Genomic DNA, 15,927 nt, shown 5'->3' on the forward strand with positions numbered 1-15,927 from the left:
CCTCAGAGGATGGAGCGGCCGACGCCGCCGCAGACGTCGATGCTGGTGCCGGTGATGTAGGAGGCGCGGGGCGAGAGGAGGGTGACGACCGCGTAGGCGACCTCCTCGGCCCGGCCGAGCCGGCCGAGGGCGACGCCCCGGTCGGCGGCCAGTTCCGCCTGCCAGTCCTCGTAGCTCGTGCCGGTGGCGGCCGCGGCGTGGCGGCGGGTCCACTGGCCGGTGTCGATGAGCCCGAGGCACACGGAGTTGACCCGGATGCCGTCGGCGGCGAGTTCGGCCGACAGGGACTTGGAGAGGTTGAGGATGCCGGCGCGGGCGGCGCTGGTGGTGATCAGGCGGGGCTCGGGCTGCTTGGCGAGGACCGCGTTGACGTTGACGACGCTCGCCGCTCCGGAGCGGGCGAGGAACGGGCGGGCGGCGCGCAGGGGGTTCAGTACCCCGGCGAACTTGAGCTCCAGTTCGTCGCGCCAGTCCTCGGCCGTCGAGTCGTCGAGCCCCTTCATGCGGGACTGTCCGGCGTTGTTCACGAGTCCGTCGACGCCGCCGAACGTGTCGGCTGCGCCGCGTACGAAGCGGTCCACGGCGTCGGCGTCCCGGACGTCGCAGACGCCGGTGAGGAGGCGGTCGCGTCCGGCGCCGAGCCGGGCGGCCGCCTCGGCGAGACGATCGGCGTCACGGCCGCAGGTGGCGACGCGGGCGCCTTCGTCGAGCAGGGCGCGGACCGTGGCCAGGCCGACGCCCGAGCTGCCGCCGGTGACCACGATGGTGCGGTCGGCGAGGCCCAGATCCATAACGGGTTTCTCCTGCTTGTCAGTTCATGGTGAAGCCGCCGTTGACGGCGATCACCTGTCCGGTCAGATAGCGGGACTCCTCGCCGAGCAGGTAGGAGACGATCCCGGTGAGGTCGTCCGGCTGCTGCGGCCGGGAGACGGCCCGGTTCGCGCGGTAGAGGTCGTGGCGCTCGGCGGGCACGGTCTCGGTCGCCTCGCCCTCGGTGAGTCCGGGGGCGACCGCGTTGACGGTGATCCCCCTGTCGCCGAGTTCGCGTGCCATGGCCCGGGTGAGGGCGATGACCGCTCCCTTGGAGGCGATGTAGTGGGCGAGGCGCGGGGAGCCGTAGAGGGCGGCGTCCGAGGCGATGTTGACGATCCGGCCCGGTGTCGCGAAGAGCGGGTGGAGGGCCTTGGAGACCAGCCAGGGGCCGCGGGCGTTGACCGTCATCAGCCGGTCCCACACCTCGATGTCGATGTCCTGGAACTCCTTGCCGCCCACGCCGTTGGCGAGCGCCGCGTTGTTGACCAGGCCGTACAGCGGGCCGATCGCCCGCACGGCGGCCGCCAGCGCGGCCACCGACTCCTGGTCGGCGACGTCGCAGCGTACGAAGCGGGCGTCGATGCCCTCCGCGCGCAGTTCGGCGGCCGCCCGCTCGCCCCGCTCCCGCTCCAGTTCGGCGACGACGACGCGGAAGCCGTCCTCGCCCGCCCGGCGGGCCATGGCCAGTCCCAGGCCACGGCCCGCTCCGGTGACGACGACGGTGCGTGCGTCGGCCGGGGGCAGGTCAGCCACGGGTGACGCCGTGCATCGGCGAGTACTCGGGGTAGGTCGGGACCTGCGGCTTCTGCGTGCCGATGACGACGCAGAAGAGGGCGTCGGTGTCCCCCTCGTTCTTCAGGGAGCGGGTCACGCCGGCCGGGACGACGATCATGTCGCGGTAGCCGAGAGTCCGGTACTCGACCTCGTCGGGGCCACGGTGGATGCCGACCTTGACCTCGCCCTCCAGGACGAAGAAGGCCTCTTCGACGTCGTGGTGGGTGTGGGCCGGGCCCTCGGCGCCGGGCGGCAGCAGCATGTTGGAGAAGGTGAAGCCGCCGGACGGGATGATGCGGCTGTCGCCCTCGTGGTTGCCGGTGGCGCCGGAACCGACGTAGCGGATCTGGCCGCGGCGGTACTGCGGGCCGGCCTTCTCCTGGAAGGAGAGGGTGTCGAAGTCGGCGACCCGGGAGGCCTTGGAGGCGATGAGGGAGTCGGTGTACGCGGCGAGGTCGTCGCCGTTGTCGTACGCGGTGGTGGTCAGAGGCATGAGGGACAGCTCCTATTCGGGGATGCGTGCGGTGATGCGGAGGTGGGAGAGGACCCAGGCGTTGAAGCGCCCGGGCTGCTCCTGGTTGGCCAGGTGACCGGCGTCCTTGACGATCACGAAGGCGGTCTTGTGGAGGGCCCCGGCGATGGCCTGACTGCCCTCGACCCCGGTGACCCGGTCCTGGTCGCCGCAGAGGACGAGCGAGGGCGCGGCGACCGTGGGGAGTTCGGCGCGCAGGTCTGCCGAGGCCATGGACTCGGCGGCGTACCCGTAGCCCGGGAGCCGTACCGAGGCGGCCATGGTGTCGACGATCCGGCGGACCAGTGCGGCCGGGGCGCCCGGAGACACCAGGCGTGGTCCGCGGGTCTCGGCGAAGGCGCGCGGGCCGAGTTCGGCGAGTTCGGTGGCGCGGGCCCGCATGCCCGCCGCCTTCGTCTCGTCCGTGCCCGAGCCGGGGCTGGAGTCGGCCACGATCACCGAGGCGACGAGGTCCGGGTGGCGGGCGGCGAGCCGCAGGGCGATCACGCCGCCCCAGGAGACGCCGAGCACATGGGCGCTGCCGCCGCGCTCCCGGATCAGCCGGGCCGCCGTGTCCGCGAAGTCGTCGAGGGTGAGGGGGACTTCGGGGTCGGGCGACCGGGCGTACCCGGGGGCGTCCCAGGCGACGACCCGTGCGTACGCGGAGAGTTCGGCGAGCTGGGGGGCGAAGGCCACCGACGAGGAGCCGATGCCGTGCAGGCACAGGAGGACGGGTCCGTGCTCGCCGGCCTCCTCGACGTGGACGTCCGTGGCGGCCGGGGCGAGGACGTCGGCGCTCACAGGATCTGGCCCGTCCGCCCGGCGAGCGCGGCGAGGCTCCGCAGGACGGCGTACGGCACCACCTGGCTGGTGGCCGGGTTGCCCGGGTCGGGCAGGTGCGCGACCTCGAAGCGGTACGCCCCGTGCGCGCCGGACGCCTCGATCACATGGCGCGTGTGGTGTGCCGCGGGATCGGCGACGACCCGGACCCGCACAGCGTCCAGGTCGCCGACGGCCAGCGCGACCGAGGCGGCCACGTTCGTCGACTTGGGGAACTTCGCCGGGACCTCGCGGGCGGTGCCGGTCATGACCTCGACCGGGCCGGTCGCCGTCCGCATCCTGGCGAGCAACTCCTCGTCCATCCAGGGCTGTTCGAGGGTCGAGGGCAGTTTGGTGGTGGTCAGCCGGACTTCGTCGAGGGGTCCGAGCGAGCGGGCGGCCTGGAGCAGATCGAGTCCGCCGACGGCGCCGCCGGTGAAGTACACCCGGCCGGGTCCCGCCGCGAGCAGTCGCTTCGCGAGCTCCTCGTCGGTCATCGCGCCGCTGGAGGCGACGAGCAGGTCGGTGCCGGAGGCGAGCACGCGCTCGCCCCACTCCCGTACGACTCCCTGGCCGGCGGCCTCCACGATCAGGTCGCAGAGCTCCAGCGCCTCCTCGAAGGGGACCTGGGGGGCGGGCGCCGCGTCGCCGAGCGGACGGTTGTCGACGACGCACACCAGCTCGGCGCCGTCCACCTGCCCGTCGGCGAGCGCGGTGCCGACGATCCGGCCGATCGCCCCCCAGCCGACGACTCCGACCTTGCGTACGGTGCTCATGCGTTGTCCTTCCTGGCGTCGACGGGGGCGAGCGGGCCGGGGTCCGGCGAGCCCGCCATGTGGCAGCGGATCTCCTTCGACGGCGGGCCGGCCGTGCCCCACAGGTCGGAGAGCTCCGGGACCCGTCGCCACACGCGGGCGATCCAGGTGTCCTCGACGATCTGCGCGACCTCGGATGTGTACTCGCAGACGAGCCCGGACGGGTCGGTGAAGTAGGAGAAGGTGTTGTTGCCGGGGCCGTGGCGGCCTGGTCCCCACTGGGGGGTGATGCCGTGGTGGCGGAGCCGGCCGAGGCCGCGCATGAAGTGGTCGACCGAGCTCATCTCGTACGCCACGTGGTTGAGCGAGGTCCACTCGGCCTGGTTGAAGGCGATGCAGTGGTGGTCGGCGTTGCAGCGCAGGAAGGCCATCTGGTGCTCGGACCAGTCGGAGACGCGCAGTCCGAGCACCTCGCGGTAGAAGGCGACGGCGGCGTCGATGTCGACGGTGTTGAGCACGGCGTGGGTGACCCCGACGGGCACGGCGCCGTCCCGTCCGCGCGGGACGACCGCATCGACATGGGCGCTGATCTCGACGAGGCGGCCTTCGGGGTCGGTGAACCGCAGGCCGTGTCCGCCGCCTGCCTGGTCGAGGGGGCCGGGGCCGAAGACGGGGACGATGCCCCGTGCTTCGAGGCGCCGGGCGGCCTCGTCGACCTCGGCGGGGGTGGCGACGGCGAAGGCGAGCCGGCCGAGACCCACGCGCTCGCGTTCGGTCAGGTGCAGGACGTGGTGCTCGTCGCCGGTGCCGCGCAGCCACCGCGCGCCGCTGTCGGACTCGACGGTCTCGAGCCCCCAGACCTCCTCGTAGAAGTCGGCGGCCTCGGTGAAGGCGGGCGTGTGCAGCTCGACGTACCGCAGGGAGCGGAGCCGGGCGATCGGGCCGGACGGTGACGGTTGCATGGGTCTCTCCAGTCGGGCGGGCGGGCCCGGACGGTGGGCTCGGCGGGCGGGCCCGGACGGTCGGCTCGGGCGATCGGGCCCGGACGGCCGGCTCGGGCGGTCGGCTCGGGCGGTCGGCCCGGGCGGTCGGCTCGGGCGGTCGGCTCGGGCGGTCGGCTCGGGCGGTGGGCCCGGACGGTCGGCCCGGACGGTCGGCCCGGGCGGTCGGCCCGGGCGGCGTGGCGGGTCAGCCGGCCCAGGGAAGGGGGGTGTCGGCGGTGCCCCAGTACAGGGACTTCTGTCGCTGGTAGGCGCGGATCGCGTCCCGGCCCTTCTCCGTGCCGAGGCCGCTGTCCTTCCATCCGCTGAACGGGGTGGCGGCGCTGAACTGCTTGTACGTGTTGATCCAGACGGTGCCGGCCTCGATCCGGCGCGCGATCCGCCAGGCGGCGCGCAGGTCACGGGTCCAGATGCCGCAGGCGAGACCGTAGACGGAGTCGTTGGCCTGGCGGACGAGGTCGTCCTCGTCGTCGTAGGGCAGGGCGACGAGGACCGGGCCGAAGATCTCCTCCCGGCAGGTGCGGGAGGTGTTGGCCAGACCGTCGAGGACGGTCGGGAGGTAGTAGGCGCCGTCCTGGTACCGCTCCCCCGTGGGCGCCGACCCCCCGCAGAGCACGCGCGCGCCTTCGGAGCGGGCGAGGTCGACGTAGGCGGCGACCGCGTCGCGGTGGCGGTGGTGGACCAGGGGGCCGACCTGGGTGGAGGGGTCGGTGCCGGGGCCGACGCGCAGCGTGCGGACCCGCTCGACGAGCTCGCCGACGAAGGTGTCGTAGATCTCGCGTGCCACGAAGAGCCGCGAGCCGGCGATGCAGGACTGGCCGCTGGACGAGAAGATCCCGAACAGCACCCCGGCCAGCGCCTGCTCGATGTCGGCGTCGGCGCGCACGATCGTCGGCGACTTGCCGCCGAGCTCCAGCGAGGCGGGGACCAGCTTCTCGCCGGCGATCGCGGCGATGGACCGGCCCGTCTCGGTGCCTCCGGTGAATCCGATCCGGGCGACGAGGGGGTGGCGAACGAGGGCGTCGCCGACGATCCGACCGCTGCCGGGCAGGACCGAGAGGAGGGCGGTGGGCAGGCCGAACTCGTCGAGTGCCCGGGTGATCAGCCGCCCGAGGGCGAGGGAGACCAGGGGGGTCCACGCGGCGGGCTTGAGGAGGACGGCGTTGCCCGCGGCGAGTGCGGGGGCGATCTTCTGCGCGTCGCTGGCGACCGGGGAGTTCCAGGGGTTGATCGCGCCGACCACGCCGATCGGTTCGTGGACGCTCATGGTGACGTACGGGCCGCGGGACGGCGTGACGGCGTCCTCGGCCGTCTCCAGGGCTGCGGCCATGTACCGGAAGGTGCCCGCCGCGCTGAGTGCGAGGGCCCGGGTCTCGGTGAGGGTCTTGCCGGTGTCGGCGGTCTGTACGGCGGCGAGCTCGGGGGCGGCCTCTTCGGTCAGCTCGGCGATCCGGTGCAGGAGGCGGGCACGCTCATGGGCGAGCAGGTCCCGCCAGGCAGGGTCCGCCACCGCCCGCGCCGCCGCCTCGGCCGCCTCGCCGACCTCGGCGGCGGAGGCGGAGTGCACGGTGGCGAGGACGCGTCCGGTCGCCGGGTCGACGGTGTCGACGGGCTCGCCCGCACCGCGTCGCCACTGGCCCGCGATCAGGATGTCGGTGGGAAGGAGCGGCACGGGTGGACCTCCGGGCAGGGGCGGAAGGGGAGTTGGCTCATGGCACGGACGGAGTCCGGCTCGATCCCGGGACCGGAATCGTCGAAGTGCTTGAAATCTAAGCGCTTAACTAATTCTCGACAAGCCCCCGAGTCGAGATCGTTGCCGAATCGGCCTTGAGCACGCCCTTCGCGAAGCCGATGATGACTACCGGGCCCGCGAGACGGAGATCTCTAGGCGCTTAACCATTGACCGCTTAGATAAGGACCCCTACTGTCTCGGCAACTCCCCTGCCCGCGGAAGGACCCCCTCCATGACGACTGTGGCCGGTAAGCAGGCCCTCGGCTCCGTAGCCGCGCGACTTGAACGACTTCCGCACTCCCGGTGGCACGTCAAGGTCCGGTTCCTGATCGGCGCCGTCACCTTCTTCGAGGCGTTCGACCAGCTCCTCGCCGCGTCCGCGCTGCCCGTGCTGATGAAGGAGTGGCACCTCACCACCGGACAGGCCACCCTCGCCGTGACGGCCGCCTCCATCGGGATGCTGCTCGGCGCCGTGGCGGCCGGCTGGCTCGGCGACCGGATCGGCCGCGTCCGCACCGTCGCCCTGGGAGTCGGCATCACCGGCCTCGCCAGCCTCGCCGTCGCGTTCTCCGGCAGCATCGAGACCTTCTCGCTCTTCCGGTTCGTCCAGGGCCTCGGCATCGGCGGGGTCGTACCCGTCGCCGCCACGTACATCAACGAGATCGCCCGCTCCGACAAGCGCGGCCGGTTCGTCCTGCTGTACGAGATGATCTTCCCGGCCGGCCTCGCGGCGGCCACCCTGGTGGCCGTGTGGGTGGTCCCCCACTTCGGCTGGCGCGCGATGTTCGTCATCGGCACCCTCCCGGTGCTGCTCGCCGCCGCGCTCCCCCGCCAGGTCGCCGAGTCCCCGCGCTGGCTGCTGTCCCGTGGACGCGTCCGGGAGGCGGAGGAGGTCATCGCCCGCATCGAGGCGGAGGTCGCCCGCTCCACCCCCGAAGCACTGCCCGCCCCCGCCGCGGACCTGGCCGACGAGCCGGCCGGCGGCCGCCTGGGCGATCTGTTCCGGGGACGCTACCTCCGGCGGACCGTGGTCGTGTCGGGTCTGTGGTTCGTGGCCTACTACGTCAACCACGGCATCTCCACCTGGCTGCCCTCGCTCTACACGAAGACCTTCGGCCTGGACCTGACCACCGCCCTCGTCTACAGCCTGCTCAGCAATGTGACCGGCCTGCTCGGCACGTTCGTCGTCGCCCTCCTGATCGACCGCGTCGGCCGCAGGCCCGCCCTGGTGGGCGCGCTCGTCGGCACCGTGCTCTCGCTCGGCGTGCTCGCCCTTGCGGGCGCGACCTCGGGTGGCCAGGTGGCGGTCTTCGCCTCCTGTACGACCTTCTTCCTCTACGCGATCAACGCCGGGCTCTACCTGTACTCCCCCGAGCTCTACCCCACGTCCAACCGGGCCAAGGGCGCCGCGTTCGGCGGTGTGTGGAACCGGCTGGGCGTCATCCTCGGCCCCGTGACCGTCGGCGCGATCATCGGCGCGGGCGGCAGCCTGGCCCTCGTCTTCGCGCAGCTCGCCGTGGTGGCGGCCGTGGGTGCCGCGATCGCCTGCTTCGCCGTCGAGACCAAGGGCAGGACCCTGGAGGAGCTCAACGCCTGAGACGGCCGGGAAGGAGCGGGGCCCGCGACGGAACGGGTACCCGGCACGGAGAGCGGGCGCCCTGCGCAGAGCGGGCGCCCGCGCCTTTTCACCTCAGGACTAAGATTCTCAGTGCTGTGAGAAGTCGGGGGACGACGCAGGACAAGGGGAAGAGCATGGCTGCATCGAGGCCGTCGGACCGTGACGCCGTCGCGCGCGTGATCGAGGACTGGGCGCGGGAGAGGCCCGAGCTGGACACCGGCCCGCTGGAGGTCCTCGCCCGGCTCCACCGCTCCTACCTGCGCTACAACACCCGGCTCACCGCTTCGATCGAACGCCACGGCCTGTCCGTGGCGGGCTTCGACGTCCTCACCGCGCTGCGGCGCGCGGGGCACCCCCACCGGCTGACCGCGGGGCAGCTCGCCGACTCGGGCCTCGTGTCGTCGGCGGGGGTGACGCTGCGGATCGACCGCCTGGAGAAGGACGGCCTCATCGTCCGGGAGCGGGACGACGACGACCGGCGGGTCGTCTACTCCCGCCTCACCGACAAGGGTCTCGCGACGGTGGACGTGGTGTTCGCCGAGCACCTCGACAACGAGCGGCGGATGCTCGGGGGCCTGTCGCCCTCCGAACACCGCCAGCTCGCTCGACTGCTGCGCAAGCTGGAGGTGTCGATCGTCGCCTCCGACGAGGAGCCGACCGACACCACGGCGTAGCGGGCAGGGACCGGGAGACCGCGAAGGTGACGGGCCCCCTCGTCCGTCCCCTCGCCACTTCCGGCGTGCGGAGCGATCACATGCGTACGGAAGGGAACAAGCGCCGAGCCGGGTGCCCGGAGGAGGCGTCGCTCTCTCCGGGCACCCGGTCCGCCGGGCCCGGGGGCCGGAGACGTCCCGGTCAGGCCAGGACGTTCAGAGCGGCGGGCCGCACCCTGAGGGTCACCGGCAGGACCGCGTCGACCTCGCCGTCCGCGCCGTACGGGAGAGGCCGGTCGGCTTCGAGCCGGACCTCCTTGCCGCGCAGGATCTCGACCTCGGGCCGGTTCACGTGCACGCCCGTCTTCAGCTCGTTCATCATGGCGAAGAAGAGGCGCTTGGGCGCCTGCTTGATGACCACGACGTCGAGCAGCCCGTCGTCGATCCGCGCGCCCGGTGCGACGTTCCTCCCGAACCCGTAGAAGCCCGAGTTCGCCACGACCACGGTGTAGCCGGTCCGCTCGTGCCGCACCCCGTCGATGGTGACGCGGTACGCGGCGGGCTTCCAGGCGAGGACCGCGCGCAGGCCGCCCGCGTAGTACGAGGCCGCGCCGCGCAGTACGCGGGAGGCGTTGGCGTGGCGGTTGGCCACCGCGTCGACGCCCGCGTACACACTGCCGAGGACGCAGGTCCGCGCGTGCACGGCGGACTCCACCTCGATCGTGTCGACGGCCCGCGGCTCGCCGTTGAGCAGTATCTCGACGAGCCGTGGAGCGTCCGTGGGCAGGCCCAGGGCACGGGCGAAGTCGTTGCCGCGCCCCGCCGGGACGAGGCCGAAGACCGTGTCCGTGCCGCTGAGCGCACCTCCGACGCAGCCGGCCATGCCGTCACCGCCGACGGCGAGCACGACGTGCCCCCTTGCTCCGGCGTCCTGGGCGAGCTCTCTGGCGTGCTCCAGGCTGCGGCTGTAGACGGTGTCGAGACTGGCACCCGCCTCCCGCAGCAGACGGGCCAGCGGGAGCAGACCCGCCGTGCCGCTGGAACCCCCTGCGGTGGGGTTGACGACGGCGGTGAACTGTCGCATGGATCTGGCCTCCGGGCGGCAGAAGTAGGGTTCAGCGGACGGGGATGAGGACTCCGGGACTGAGCACACCGGAGGGGTCGACCTCGGCCTTGACGGCCTGCAGCATGCGGATGCCGAGGGGGCCGATCTCCCGGGCGTACCAGTCGCGGTGGTCGGTGCCGACGCCGTGGTGGTGGCTGATGGTGCCGCCCGCGGCCAGGATCGCGTCGTTGGCCGCCCGCTTCACCGGTTCCCAGTGCGCGACGGCGTCCTCCCCCTGTGCGGAGACGACGGTGAAGTACAGGGAGGCGCCGTTCTCGTACGTGTGCGAGATGTGGCACATGACGAGCGGCGGCGTGCCGGCCTCGGTGAGCGTGCTCGTCAGCGCGTCCCGCACGGCCGTGTAGAGGCCGGGGATCGCGGACCAGAAGGCCGCGGTCTCCAGCGTCTCGGCGAACGCGCCGGCGTCGAGGAGCGCGTCCCGCAGGTAGGGCGCGTTGTACCGGCCGTGCTCCCACTTGTCGCCGGGCTCCTCGCCGATGAGCTCGCCCTCGCAGGCGAGGAGGACCTCGCGGGCGACGGCGCGGCGGGCCATCGTCTCCTCCTCGGTGCCCTCGTAGCCGACGATGGCCATGCAGCCCGGGTTCTGCGGGAGTTCGGTGCTGCCGATGGCGTCCGGCTGCGCGAGACCGATGAAGGTCTCCGACTCGTCCGACAGCCGCAGGACCGTGGGCCGGGGGCCGTCCTGGGCCAGTCGGCGCAGTGCCGCCGTGCCGGCCTCGAAGGAGGCGAAGCGCCAGCCCTCGTAGACCCGCTTCGGCGGGAGCGGACGGATGCGCACGGTCACCGCAGTGATCACTCCGAGGGCGCCCTCGGAGCCGAGGATCAGCTGGCGCAGGTCGGGGCCGGCCGCCGAGCGCGGGGCCCGCCCGGTCTCCAGGGTGCCTTCGGGGGTGGCGACCGTCAGGCCGAGGACCATGTCGTCGAAGCGGCCGTATCCGGCCGACGCCTGCCCGCTGGAGCGGGCCGCGGCGAAGCCGCCGACGGTCGCCCATTCGAAGGACTGCGGGAAGTGTCCGAGGGTCCAGCCCCGCTCGTTGAGCAGCGCCTCGCACTGCGGGCCGCGCAGACCGGGCTGCAGTGTCGCGGTGCGGGACACCTCGTCGACGGCGAGCAGCCGGTCGAGCCGCCGCAGGTCGAGTGCGACGAACGGCCGCTTCGTGGTGGGCGCGAGGCCGCCGACGACGGAGGTGCCACCGCCGAACGGTACGGCGGCGACGCCGTGTTCGGCGCAGGCACGCAGCACGGCGAGGACCTCGTCGTGGTCGCCCGGCAGCACGACGGCGGCGGGGATGTCGTCGACCTCGCCGGCGCGGATGCGCAGCAGGTCGGGGGTCGACTTCCCGCGGGTGTGCCGGATGCGGCTCTCGGCGTCCTCCCGCAGGGAGCCGGGCGCACCGACGGCCTTCCGCAGCGCGGCGCGGGCCTCGTCGGGCAGCGCCGGGGCGGGCGGTTCGATGTCGGCGAGGGCGGCGGGGCCGGTCTCGCGCGGGGTGACGCCGAGCAGGTCACGCAGCAGGCCGGTGACCGAGTCGGGCAGGGGTGCCGCCTTGGCCGGGTCGCCCCAACCGCTCCACAACATGTCCACTTCGAAAGGGTTCCTAACGGTCTGTTTCACGGAAGGCGCTGCCACTCGGCCGACGCTGGCATTACACTGTGACAGATGACGCCCATTCGTCACAACCATGAAGACACAGATCCCGTGCTCGACGCCGCACGCGACTGTGTGCTCGCCGTCGGCGTACGGCGAACCACCCTCACCGACATCGCCCGGCGCGCGGGCGTGTCCCGGATGACGATCTACCGGCGCTGGCCCGATGTGCGCAGCCTGGTGGGCGACCTGATGACCCGTGAGTGGATCGCCGTCGCCGCCGGGGCCATGCCGCCCTCCGACGAGGACCGGCCCGAGCGGGAGCGGATCGTCGAGGGGCTCGTCGCGGGAGCCGCGGCGTTCCGGGCCCACCCGCTCTTCCACAAGATCATCGACGTCGACCCCGAGCTGCTGCTGCCGTACATCCTCGACCGCCGGGGCGCCAGCCAGGACGCCCTGCTCGGGCTCCTCCACACGGCGCTCGAGGACGGCCACGAGGACGGCTCCGTACGCCGCGTCCGGGCGGAGCTGCAGGCCCGGTCCCTGCTGCTCGTCGTCCAGTCCTTCACGCTCTCGCTGCGCACGATGACCGACGACACCGATCCCGACCTGAGCGAAGCCGCCTTCCTCGACGAGCTGCGCACCCTGCTGGAGAGGACCATCGCCCCATGAACCCCACGAGCAGCCCCGCCCTGCCCGGCTCCTCCCTCAACGCCCCGCGGCGCCTGCGCGAACTGGACCGACTCGCCGACGGCGCTGCCGACAGCGTGGTCGACGTCCTGGTCGTCGGGCTGGGTGCCACCGGCGCCGGAGCCGCGCTCGACGCGGCCACCCGCGGGCTCACCGTCGCCGCGATCGACGCCCACGACCTCGCCTTCGGCACGTCCCGATGGAGCTCCAAGCTGATCCACGGCGGACTGCGCTACCTCGCGTCCGGACAGCTCGACGTCGCCCACGAGAGCGCGGTCGAGCGCGGCATCCTCATGGAGCGCACCGCCCCCCACCTCGTCCGCGCGCAGCCCTTCGTGCTTCCCCTCACCCCGCTCGTCAGCCGTGGCCAGGCCGCCCTCGCCCGCGCCGGATTCCTCGCGGGCGACCTGCTGCGCGTCGGCGCCCGCACCTCGCGGAGCACGCTGCCCCAGCCGCGCACGCTCTCCGCGGTCGAGACCCGGCATCTCGCCCCGGCCCTCCGCCCCACCGGGCTGCGCGGCGGGCTGCTCTCCTGGGACGGCCGGCTCTCCGACGACGCCCGCCTGGTGACCGCGATCGCCCGCACGGCGGCGGCCTACGGCGCCCGCGTCCTCACCCGCACCCGGGCCCTGGAGCTCCACCGCGACGGTGCGCTGGTCCGCGACGAGACCACCGGCCAGGAGCTGCGGATCCGCGCACGTACGGTCATCAACGCGGCCGGCGTCTGGGCGGGCGGCCTCGTCGACGACGTACGCCTGCGGCCTTCGCGCGGCACCCATCTCGTCCTGCGCTCCGAGGACCTCGGCCGGCTCTCCGCGGGCCTGCACATCCCGATCCCCGGCGAGACGAACCGCTTCGTCCTGGTGCTGCCCCAGGGCGACGGACGCGTGTACGTCGGCCTCACCGACGAACCCGTCGACGGCGACATCCCCGACGTGCCCGAGGTCCCGGAGACCGACATCGGCTTCCTCCTCGACGTCCTCGGCTCCGCACTCGACGTCACCGTCCACCGTGCCGACGTGGTCGGGGCCTTCGCCGGGCTGCGGCCCCTGCTCGACACGCGGGACGCGTCGGGCCGCACCGCCGACATCTCACGCAAGCACGCCGTGCTGACCTCTCCCTCCGGCGTCGTCACCGTCGTCGGCGGCAAGCTGACCACGTACCGCCGCATGGCCCAGGACGCCGTCGACGCCGTCGTGACCGCCGGCGACCTGACCGCCGGGCCGTGCCGTACCGCGTCCGTCCCCCTCGTCGGCGCCGCCCGGCCGCAGATCCTCGCCGGGCTCGACGTCCCGGCCCGGCTCGTGTACCGCTACGGCTCCGAGGCACCCGCCGTGCACGCGCTCGGCCTCGAAGACCCCGCGCTCGCCCGTCCCGTCGTCCCCGGCCACCCGGTCACGGGCGCCGAGCTGGTGTGGGCCGTCCGCCACGAAGGCGCCCTCGACACCTCCGACCTCCTCGACCGCCGCACCCGCATCGGCCTGGTCCCGGAGGACCGCGCCGCGGCCGAGGAAGCGGCCCGGAACGCCCTGGCGCAGTCGGTCCAGGTGCGGTGACGTGCGGTGACGTCGACGTGAATGCGGCGTGGCGGAGTCCTGCGGCACCTTTTCCCGGTCCGAGGGTCTCCGTGATGTCCGATCCGGCGAGCGCGGGCAGAATTGACGTGAGAGTCCCGCTCCGTCGGTGAGCAGCGCGCCCGCCGTCCGTCCGTGCCCGGAAAGGGGGCCGTGTGTCCTCGCCTCGACCGGGGGGTCGGCCGGGAGACGAACAGGCTCCCGGGCCTCTCTGGTCGGAGCCCGGGACACTCCTCGAGCACGTGGCCGTGGCCGTGCTCGGCATCGACGAGGACGGCCGGATCTGCTACTGGGGGCCCGGTGCGCAGCGGCTCTTCGGCCACGGGGCCGCGGACGTGCTGTCCCGGCCGGCCGCCGTCCTCTTTCCCGCCGCTCCCCTCGACGGGGCCGGTGCGGCGGAGCGCCTCGCGGAGCGCGGTCGTGCGTTGGGGTACTGGCGGACACGTGTGCCGACGCTGCACCGCGACGGCAGGGTCTTCGACTGCGGTTTCCGCGTCTTCCCGGTGACCGGCGCCGGTGGCCGCTCCGTCATCCTGGGTCTTGCGAGCGAGAGTGCCGGGCTCGACCGGGTGAAGACCAACCTCGCCTTTCTCGACGCGCTGTTCGCGACGTGCCCGATCGGCCTGGTGATGCTCGACGAGAACCTTCGGTACGTCCACCTCAACCAGGCCCTGGCCGACATGGACGGGACCCCGATCGAGGACCACATCGGCCGGACCATGGCCGAGTTCATGATCACGTCCGACGGGGGTGAGTACCAGCGCATGCTCCGGGCCGTCGCCGACGAGGGCCGGCCCGTCGTGAGCACGCTGGTCGTGCTGCGTACGCCGGGCCGCCCCGACCGGGAGCAGGTGCGCTCCGTGAGCTTCTTCCCGCTCAGTCGGGCCGTCGGCTCACGGGCGGGCGTGGGCGGTCTCCTCGTGGACGTCACCGACCGTGAGCAGGCCCTCGTGGAGGCGGCCGCCGGCAGACGGCGTCTTGCACTCCTCGACCGGGCCGCGGCCCGCATCGGCACCACGCTGGATGTGAACGTCACCGCCCGCGAGCTGGTCGAGGCATTCGTTCCCGACTTCTGCGACGCCTCCGTGGTGGAGGTCGTGGAGTGGAAGGACGAACGCGAGGTGTTCGACCCTGATGCGGTGCTGCTCACCCGCCGGATCGCGGCCGAGACCTGTCTGCCGCCGCCCGCCCCCGAACTGGTCGGCGGCCTGGAGCGCGTGACCTATCCGCCCGGCTCGAGCATCCACCAGGCCCTGACGACGGGCCGTCCCGTCTGCGTCCCCGTGAACGCCGACTTCATGACCCGCACGGTCATCCACCAGGCCCGCGCCCAGCTCCTGATCGACAGCGGACTGACGTCGCTGCTCATCGCCCCGCTCATCGCGCGGGGCACGGTGCAGGGCATCACCATGTTCGGCCGCTCCGGCAGCCGTCCCGACTTCACCGAGGACGACCTCAGCCTGGCGGGCGAGCTCGCCTCGCGCGCCGCGCTGTGCCTGGACAACGCGCGGCTCTACAGCCGGGTCCAGGACATCGCGCTCACCCTCCAGCGCGCGCTGCTGCCCACCGCCCTGGCGAGCAGCCCGGCCGTGCGCGTCGCCCATCGCTACCTGCCGGGCAGCCAGGCCACCGAGGTCGGCGGCGACTGGTACGACGTGATCGATCTGCCCGGCGGCCGGGTGGCCCTGGTGGTCGGCGACGTGATGGGACACGGCGTGCCCGCGGCGGCGGCGATGGGGCGGCTGCGCATCACCGCCAAGGCGCTGGCCCGCCAGAACCTGGCACCCGACAGTCTCCTGGAGGAGCTCGACGCCTGTGCCCAGGACGCGGGCATCGCGTACGCCACGTGCCTCTACATCCGCTACGACCCGGCGACGGGCCTGGCCCGCATCGCGAACGCGGGTCATCTGCCGCCGCTGCTCCGCCGGGCGGGCGGCAGGGTCGAGTCGGTCGACGAGGTGCTGGGGGTGCCGCTGGGCGTCGGCGGCGTGCCCTTCCGTACGACCGAGATCGAGCTCCACGACGGCGACACGCTCGCCCTGTACACGGACGGTCTCGTCGAGGCGCGCGGCGTCGACATCGATGCGGGAATGGCCGCACTGCGGTCGCAACTCGAAGGCGCGACCGGCACGTTGGAGGAGACGGCGGACGGCGTGCTGGCACGGCTGCTGCCCGATGCGCCCACCGACGACGCCGTGATCGTGCTCGCCCGGATCCGGCGTGAAGGCCCCGGGGGTGTCCCGGTCTGATCGGCACGACACCCCCTGGCGCGG

General features: G+C 73.2%; 14 protein-coding genes. 5 read left to right on the top strand and 9 right to left on the bottom strand.

All coding sequences use genetic code 11. The features are described from left to right. Nucleotides 1–2 precede the first annotated feature (2 nt). From E0F75_RS37255 to E0F75_RS37285, 7 genes are all read right to left on the bottom strand, one after another. Nucleotides 3–791, bottom strand: coding sequence for an SDR family oxidoreductase (locus E0F75_RS37255; RefSeq protein ID WP_229315415.1), 789 nt, complete (start codon nucleotides 789–791; stop codon nucleotides 3–5). Between the two features lie 19 nt (nucleotides 792–810). Then, nucleotides 811–1,566 (bottom strand): SDR family oxidoreductase, encoded by a 756-nt coding sequence (locus E0F75_RS37260; RefSeq protein ID WP_308189643.1) that lies wholly within the window; start codon nucleotides 1,564–1,566, stop codon nucleotides 811–813. Beyond that, entirely contained in the window at nucleotides 1,559–2,080 is a 522-nt protein-coding gene (locus E0F75_RS37265; protein ID WP_229315416.1) for a cupin domain-containing protein, read from the bottom strand. Before E0F75_RS37265 ends, E0F75_RS37260 begins: the two co-directional genes overlap by 8 nt. A gap of 12 nt (nucleotides 2,081–2,092) precedes the next feature. Next, nucleotides 2,093–2,899, bottom strand: a complete 807-nt coding sequence (locus E0F75_RS37270; RefSeq protein ID WP_229315417.1) for an alpha/beta fold hydrolase — start codon at nucleotides 2,897–2,899, stop codon at nucleotides 2,093–2,095. Further along, nucleotides 2,896–3,693 (bottom strand): aspartate dehydrogenase domain-containing protein, encoded by a 798-nt coding sequence (locus E0F75_RS37275; protein WP_229315418.1) that lies wholly within the window; start codon nucleotides 3,691–3,693, stop codon nucleotides 2,896–2,898. Before E0F75_RS37275 ends, E0F75_RS37270 begins: the two co-directional genes overlap by 4 nt. Then, on the bottom strand, nucleotides 3,690–4,634 hold the full coding sequence (locus E0F75_RS37280) for a VOC family protein (protein ID WP_229315419.1): 945 nt from the start codon (nucleotides 4,632–4,634) through the stop codon (nucleotides 3,690–3,692). The genes E0F75_RS37275 and E0F75_RS37280 overlap by 4 nt, the downstream gene beginning before the upstream one ends. A 226-nt stretch (nucleotides 4,635–4,860) precedes the next feature. Continuing rightward, a complete protein-coding gene (locus E0F75_RS37285; RefSeq protein WP_229315420.1) occupies nucleotides 4,861–6,345 on the bottom strand; it encodes an aldehyde dehydrogenase in 1,485 nt (494 codons plus the stop codon). A gap of 292 nt (nucleotides 6,346–6,637) precedes the next feature. On the opposite strand from E0F75_RS37285, the gene E0F75_RS37290 reads away from it, so the two are divergent. Together E0F75_RS37290 and E0F75_RS37295 are read left to right on the top strand one after the other, a co-directional pair. Then, nucleotides 6,638–8,002, top strand: a complete 1,365-nt coding sequence (locus E0F75_RS37290; protein WP_229315421.1) for an MFS transporter — start codon at nucleotides 6,638–6,640, stop codon at nucleotides 8,000–8,002. A 155-nt stretch (nucleotides 8,003–8,157) separates the two neighbouring features. Next, nucleotides 8,158–8,697 (top strand): MarR family winged helix-turn-helix transcriptional regulator, encoded by a 540-nt coding sequence (locus tag E0F75_RS37295; protein ID WP_229315422.1) that lies wholly within the window; start codon nucleotides 8,158–8,160, stop codon nucleotides 8,695–8,697. Nucleotides 8,698–8,878: 181 nt separating this feature from the next. On the opposite strand, the gene E0F75_RS37300 is transcribed toward E0F75_RS37295, so the two are convergent. Next, nucleotides 8,879–9,760 carry a diacylglycerol kinase family protein gene (locus tag E0F75_RS37300; protein ID WP_229315423.1) on the bottom strand — a complete coding sequence of 294 codons (882 nt, stop codon included), beginning with the start codon at nucleotides 9,758–9,760 and terminating at the stop codon, nucleotides 8,879–8,881. Nucleotides 9,761–9,791: 31 nt separating this feature from the next. Then, nucleotides 9,792–11,387: an FAD-binding oxidoreductase gene (locus E0F75_RS37305; RefSeq protein WP_229315424.1), complete on the bottom strand. Its 1,596-nt coding sequence runs from the start codon at nucleotides 11,385–11,387 to the stop codon at nucleotides 9,792–9,794. Between the two features lie 75 nt (nucleotides 11,388–11,462). Between E0F75_RS37305 and E0F75_RS37310 the strand changes: the two genes are divergently transcribed. The 3 genes from E0F75_RS37310 (at nucleotide 11,463) to E0F75_RS40525 (ending at nucleotide 15,903) form a co-directional block, all read left to right on the top strand. Then, nucleotides 11,463–12,062 carry a TetR/AcrR family transcriptional regulator gene (locus E0F75_RS37310; protein ID WP_229315425.1) on the top strand — a complete coding sequence of 200 codons (600 nt, stop codon included), beginning with the start codon at nucleotides 11,463–11,465 and terminating at the stop codon, nucleotides 12,060–12,062. Continuing rightward, nucleotides 12,059–13,636: a glycerol-3-phosphate dehydrogenase/oxidase gene (locus E0F75_RS37315; protein WP_229315426.1), complete on the top strand. Its 1,578-nt coding sequence runs from the start codon at nucleotides 12,059–12,061 to the stop codon at nucleotides 13,634–13,636. Before E0F75_RS37310 ends, E0F75_RS37315 begins: the two co-directional genes overlap by 4 nt. 173 nt (nucleotides 13,637–13,809) lie before the next feature. Further along, entirely contained in the window at nucleotides 13,810–15,903 is a 2,094-nt protein-coding gene (locus tag E0F75_RS40525) for a SpoIIE family protein phosphatase (protein ID WP_308189644.1), read from the top strand. Nucleotides 15,904–15,927: the final 24 nt, after the last annotated feature.

This window comes from Streptomyces sp. CB02980 (assembly GCF_014451325.2).
Lineage (GTDB): Bacteria > Actinomycetota > Actinomycetes > Streptomycetales > Streptomycetaceae > Streptomyces.

Coding starts and splice junctions, on each gene's coding strand:
- E0F75_RS37265 (WP_229315416.1), bottom strand. CDS start 2,080: ATGCCTCTGACCACCACCGCGTACGACAACGGCGACGACCTCGCCGCG.
- E0F75_RS37275 (WP_229315418.1), bottom strand. CDS start 3,693: ATGAGCACCGTACGCAAGGTCGGAGTCGTCGGCTGGGGGGCGATCGGC.
- E0F75_RS37280 (WP_229315419.1), bottom strand. CDS start 4,634: ATGCAACCGTCACCGTCCGGCCCGATCGCCCGGCTCCGCTCCCTGCGG.
- E0F75_RS37315 (WP_229315426.1), top strand. CDS start 12,059: ATGAACCCCACGAGCAGCCCCGCCCTGCCCGGCTCCTCCCTCAACGCC.
- E0F75_RS37255 (WP_229315415.1), bottom strand. CDS start 791: ATGGATCTGGGCCTCGCCGACCGCACCATCGTGGTCACCGGCGGCAGC.
- E0F75_RS37295 (WP_229315422.1), top strand. CDS start 8,158: ATGGCTGCATCGAGGCCGTCGGACCGTGACGCCGTCGCGCGCGTGATC.
- E0F75_RS37300 (WP_229315423.1), bottom strand. CDS start 9,760: ATGCGACAGTTCACCGCCGTCGTCAACCCCACCGCAGGGGGTTCCAGC.
- E0F75_RS37290 (WP_229315421.1), top strand. CDS start 6,638: ATGACGACTGTGGCCGGTAAGCAGGCCCTCGGCTCCGTAGCCGCGCGA.
- E0F75_RS37310 (WP_229315425.1), top strand. CDS start 11,463: ATGACGCCCATTCGTCACAACCATGAAGACACAGATCCCGTGCTCGAC.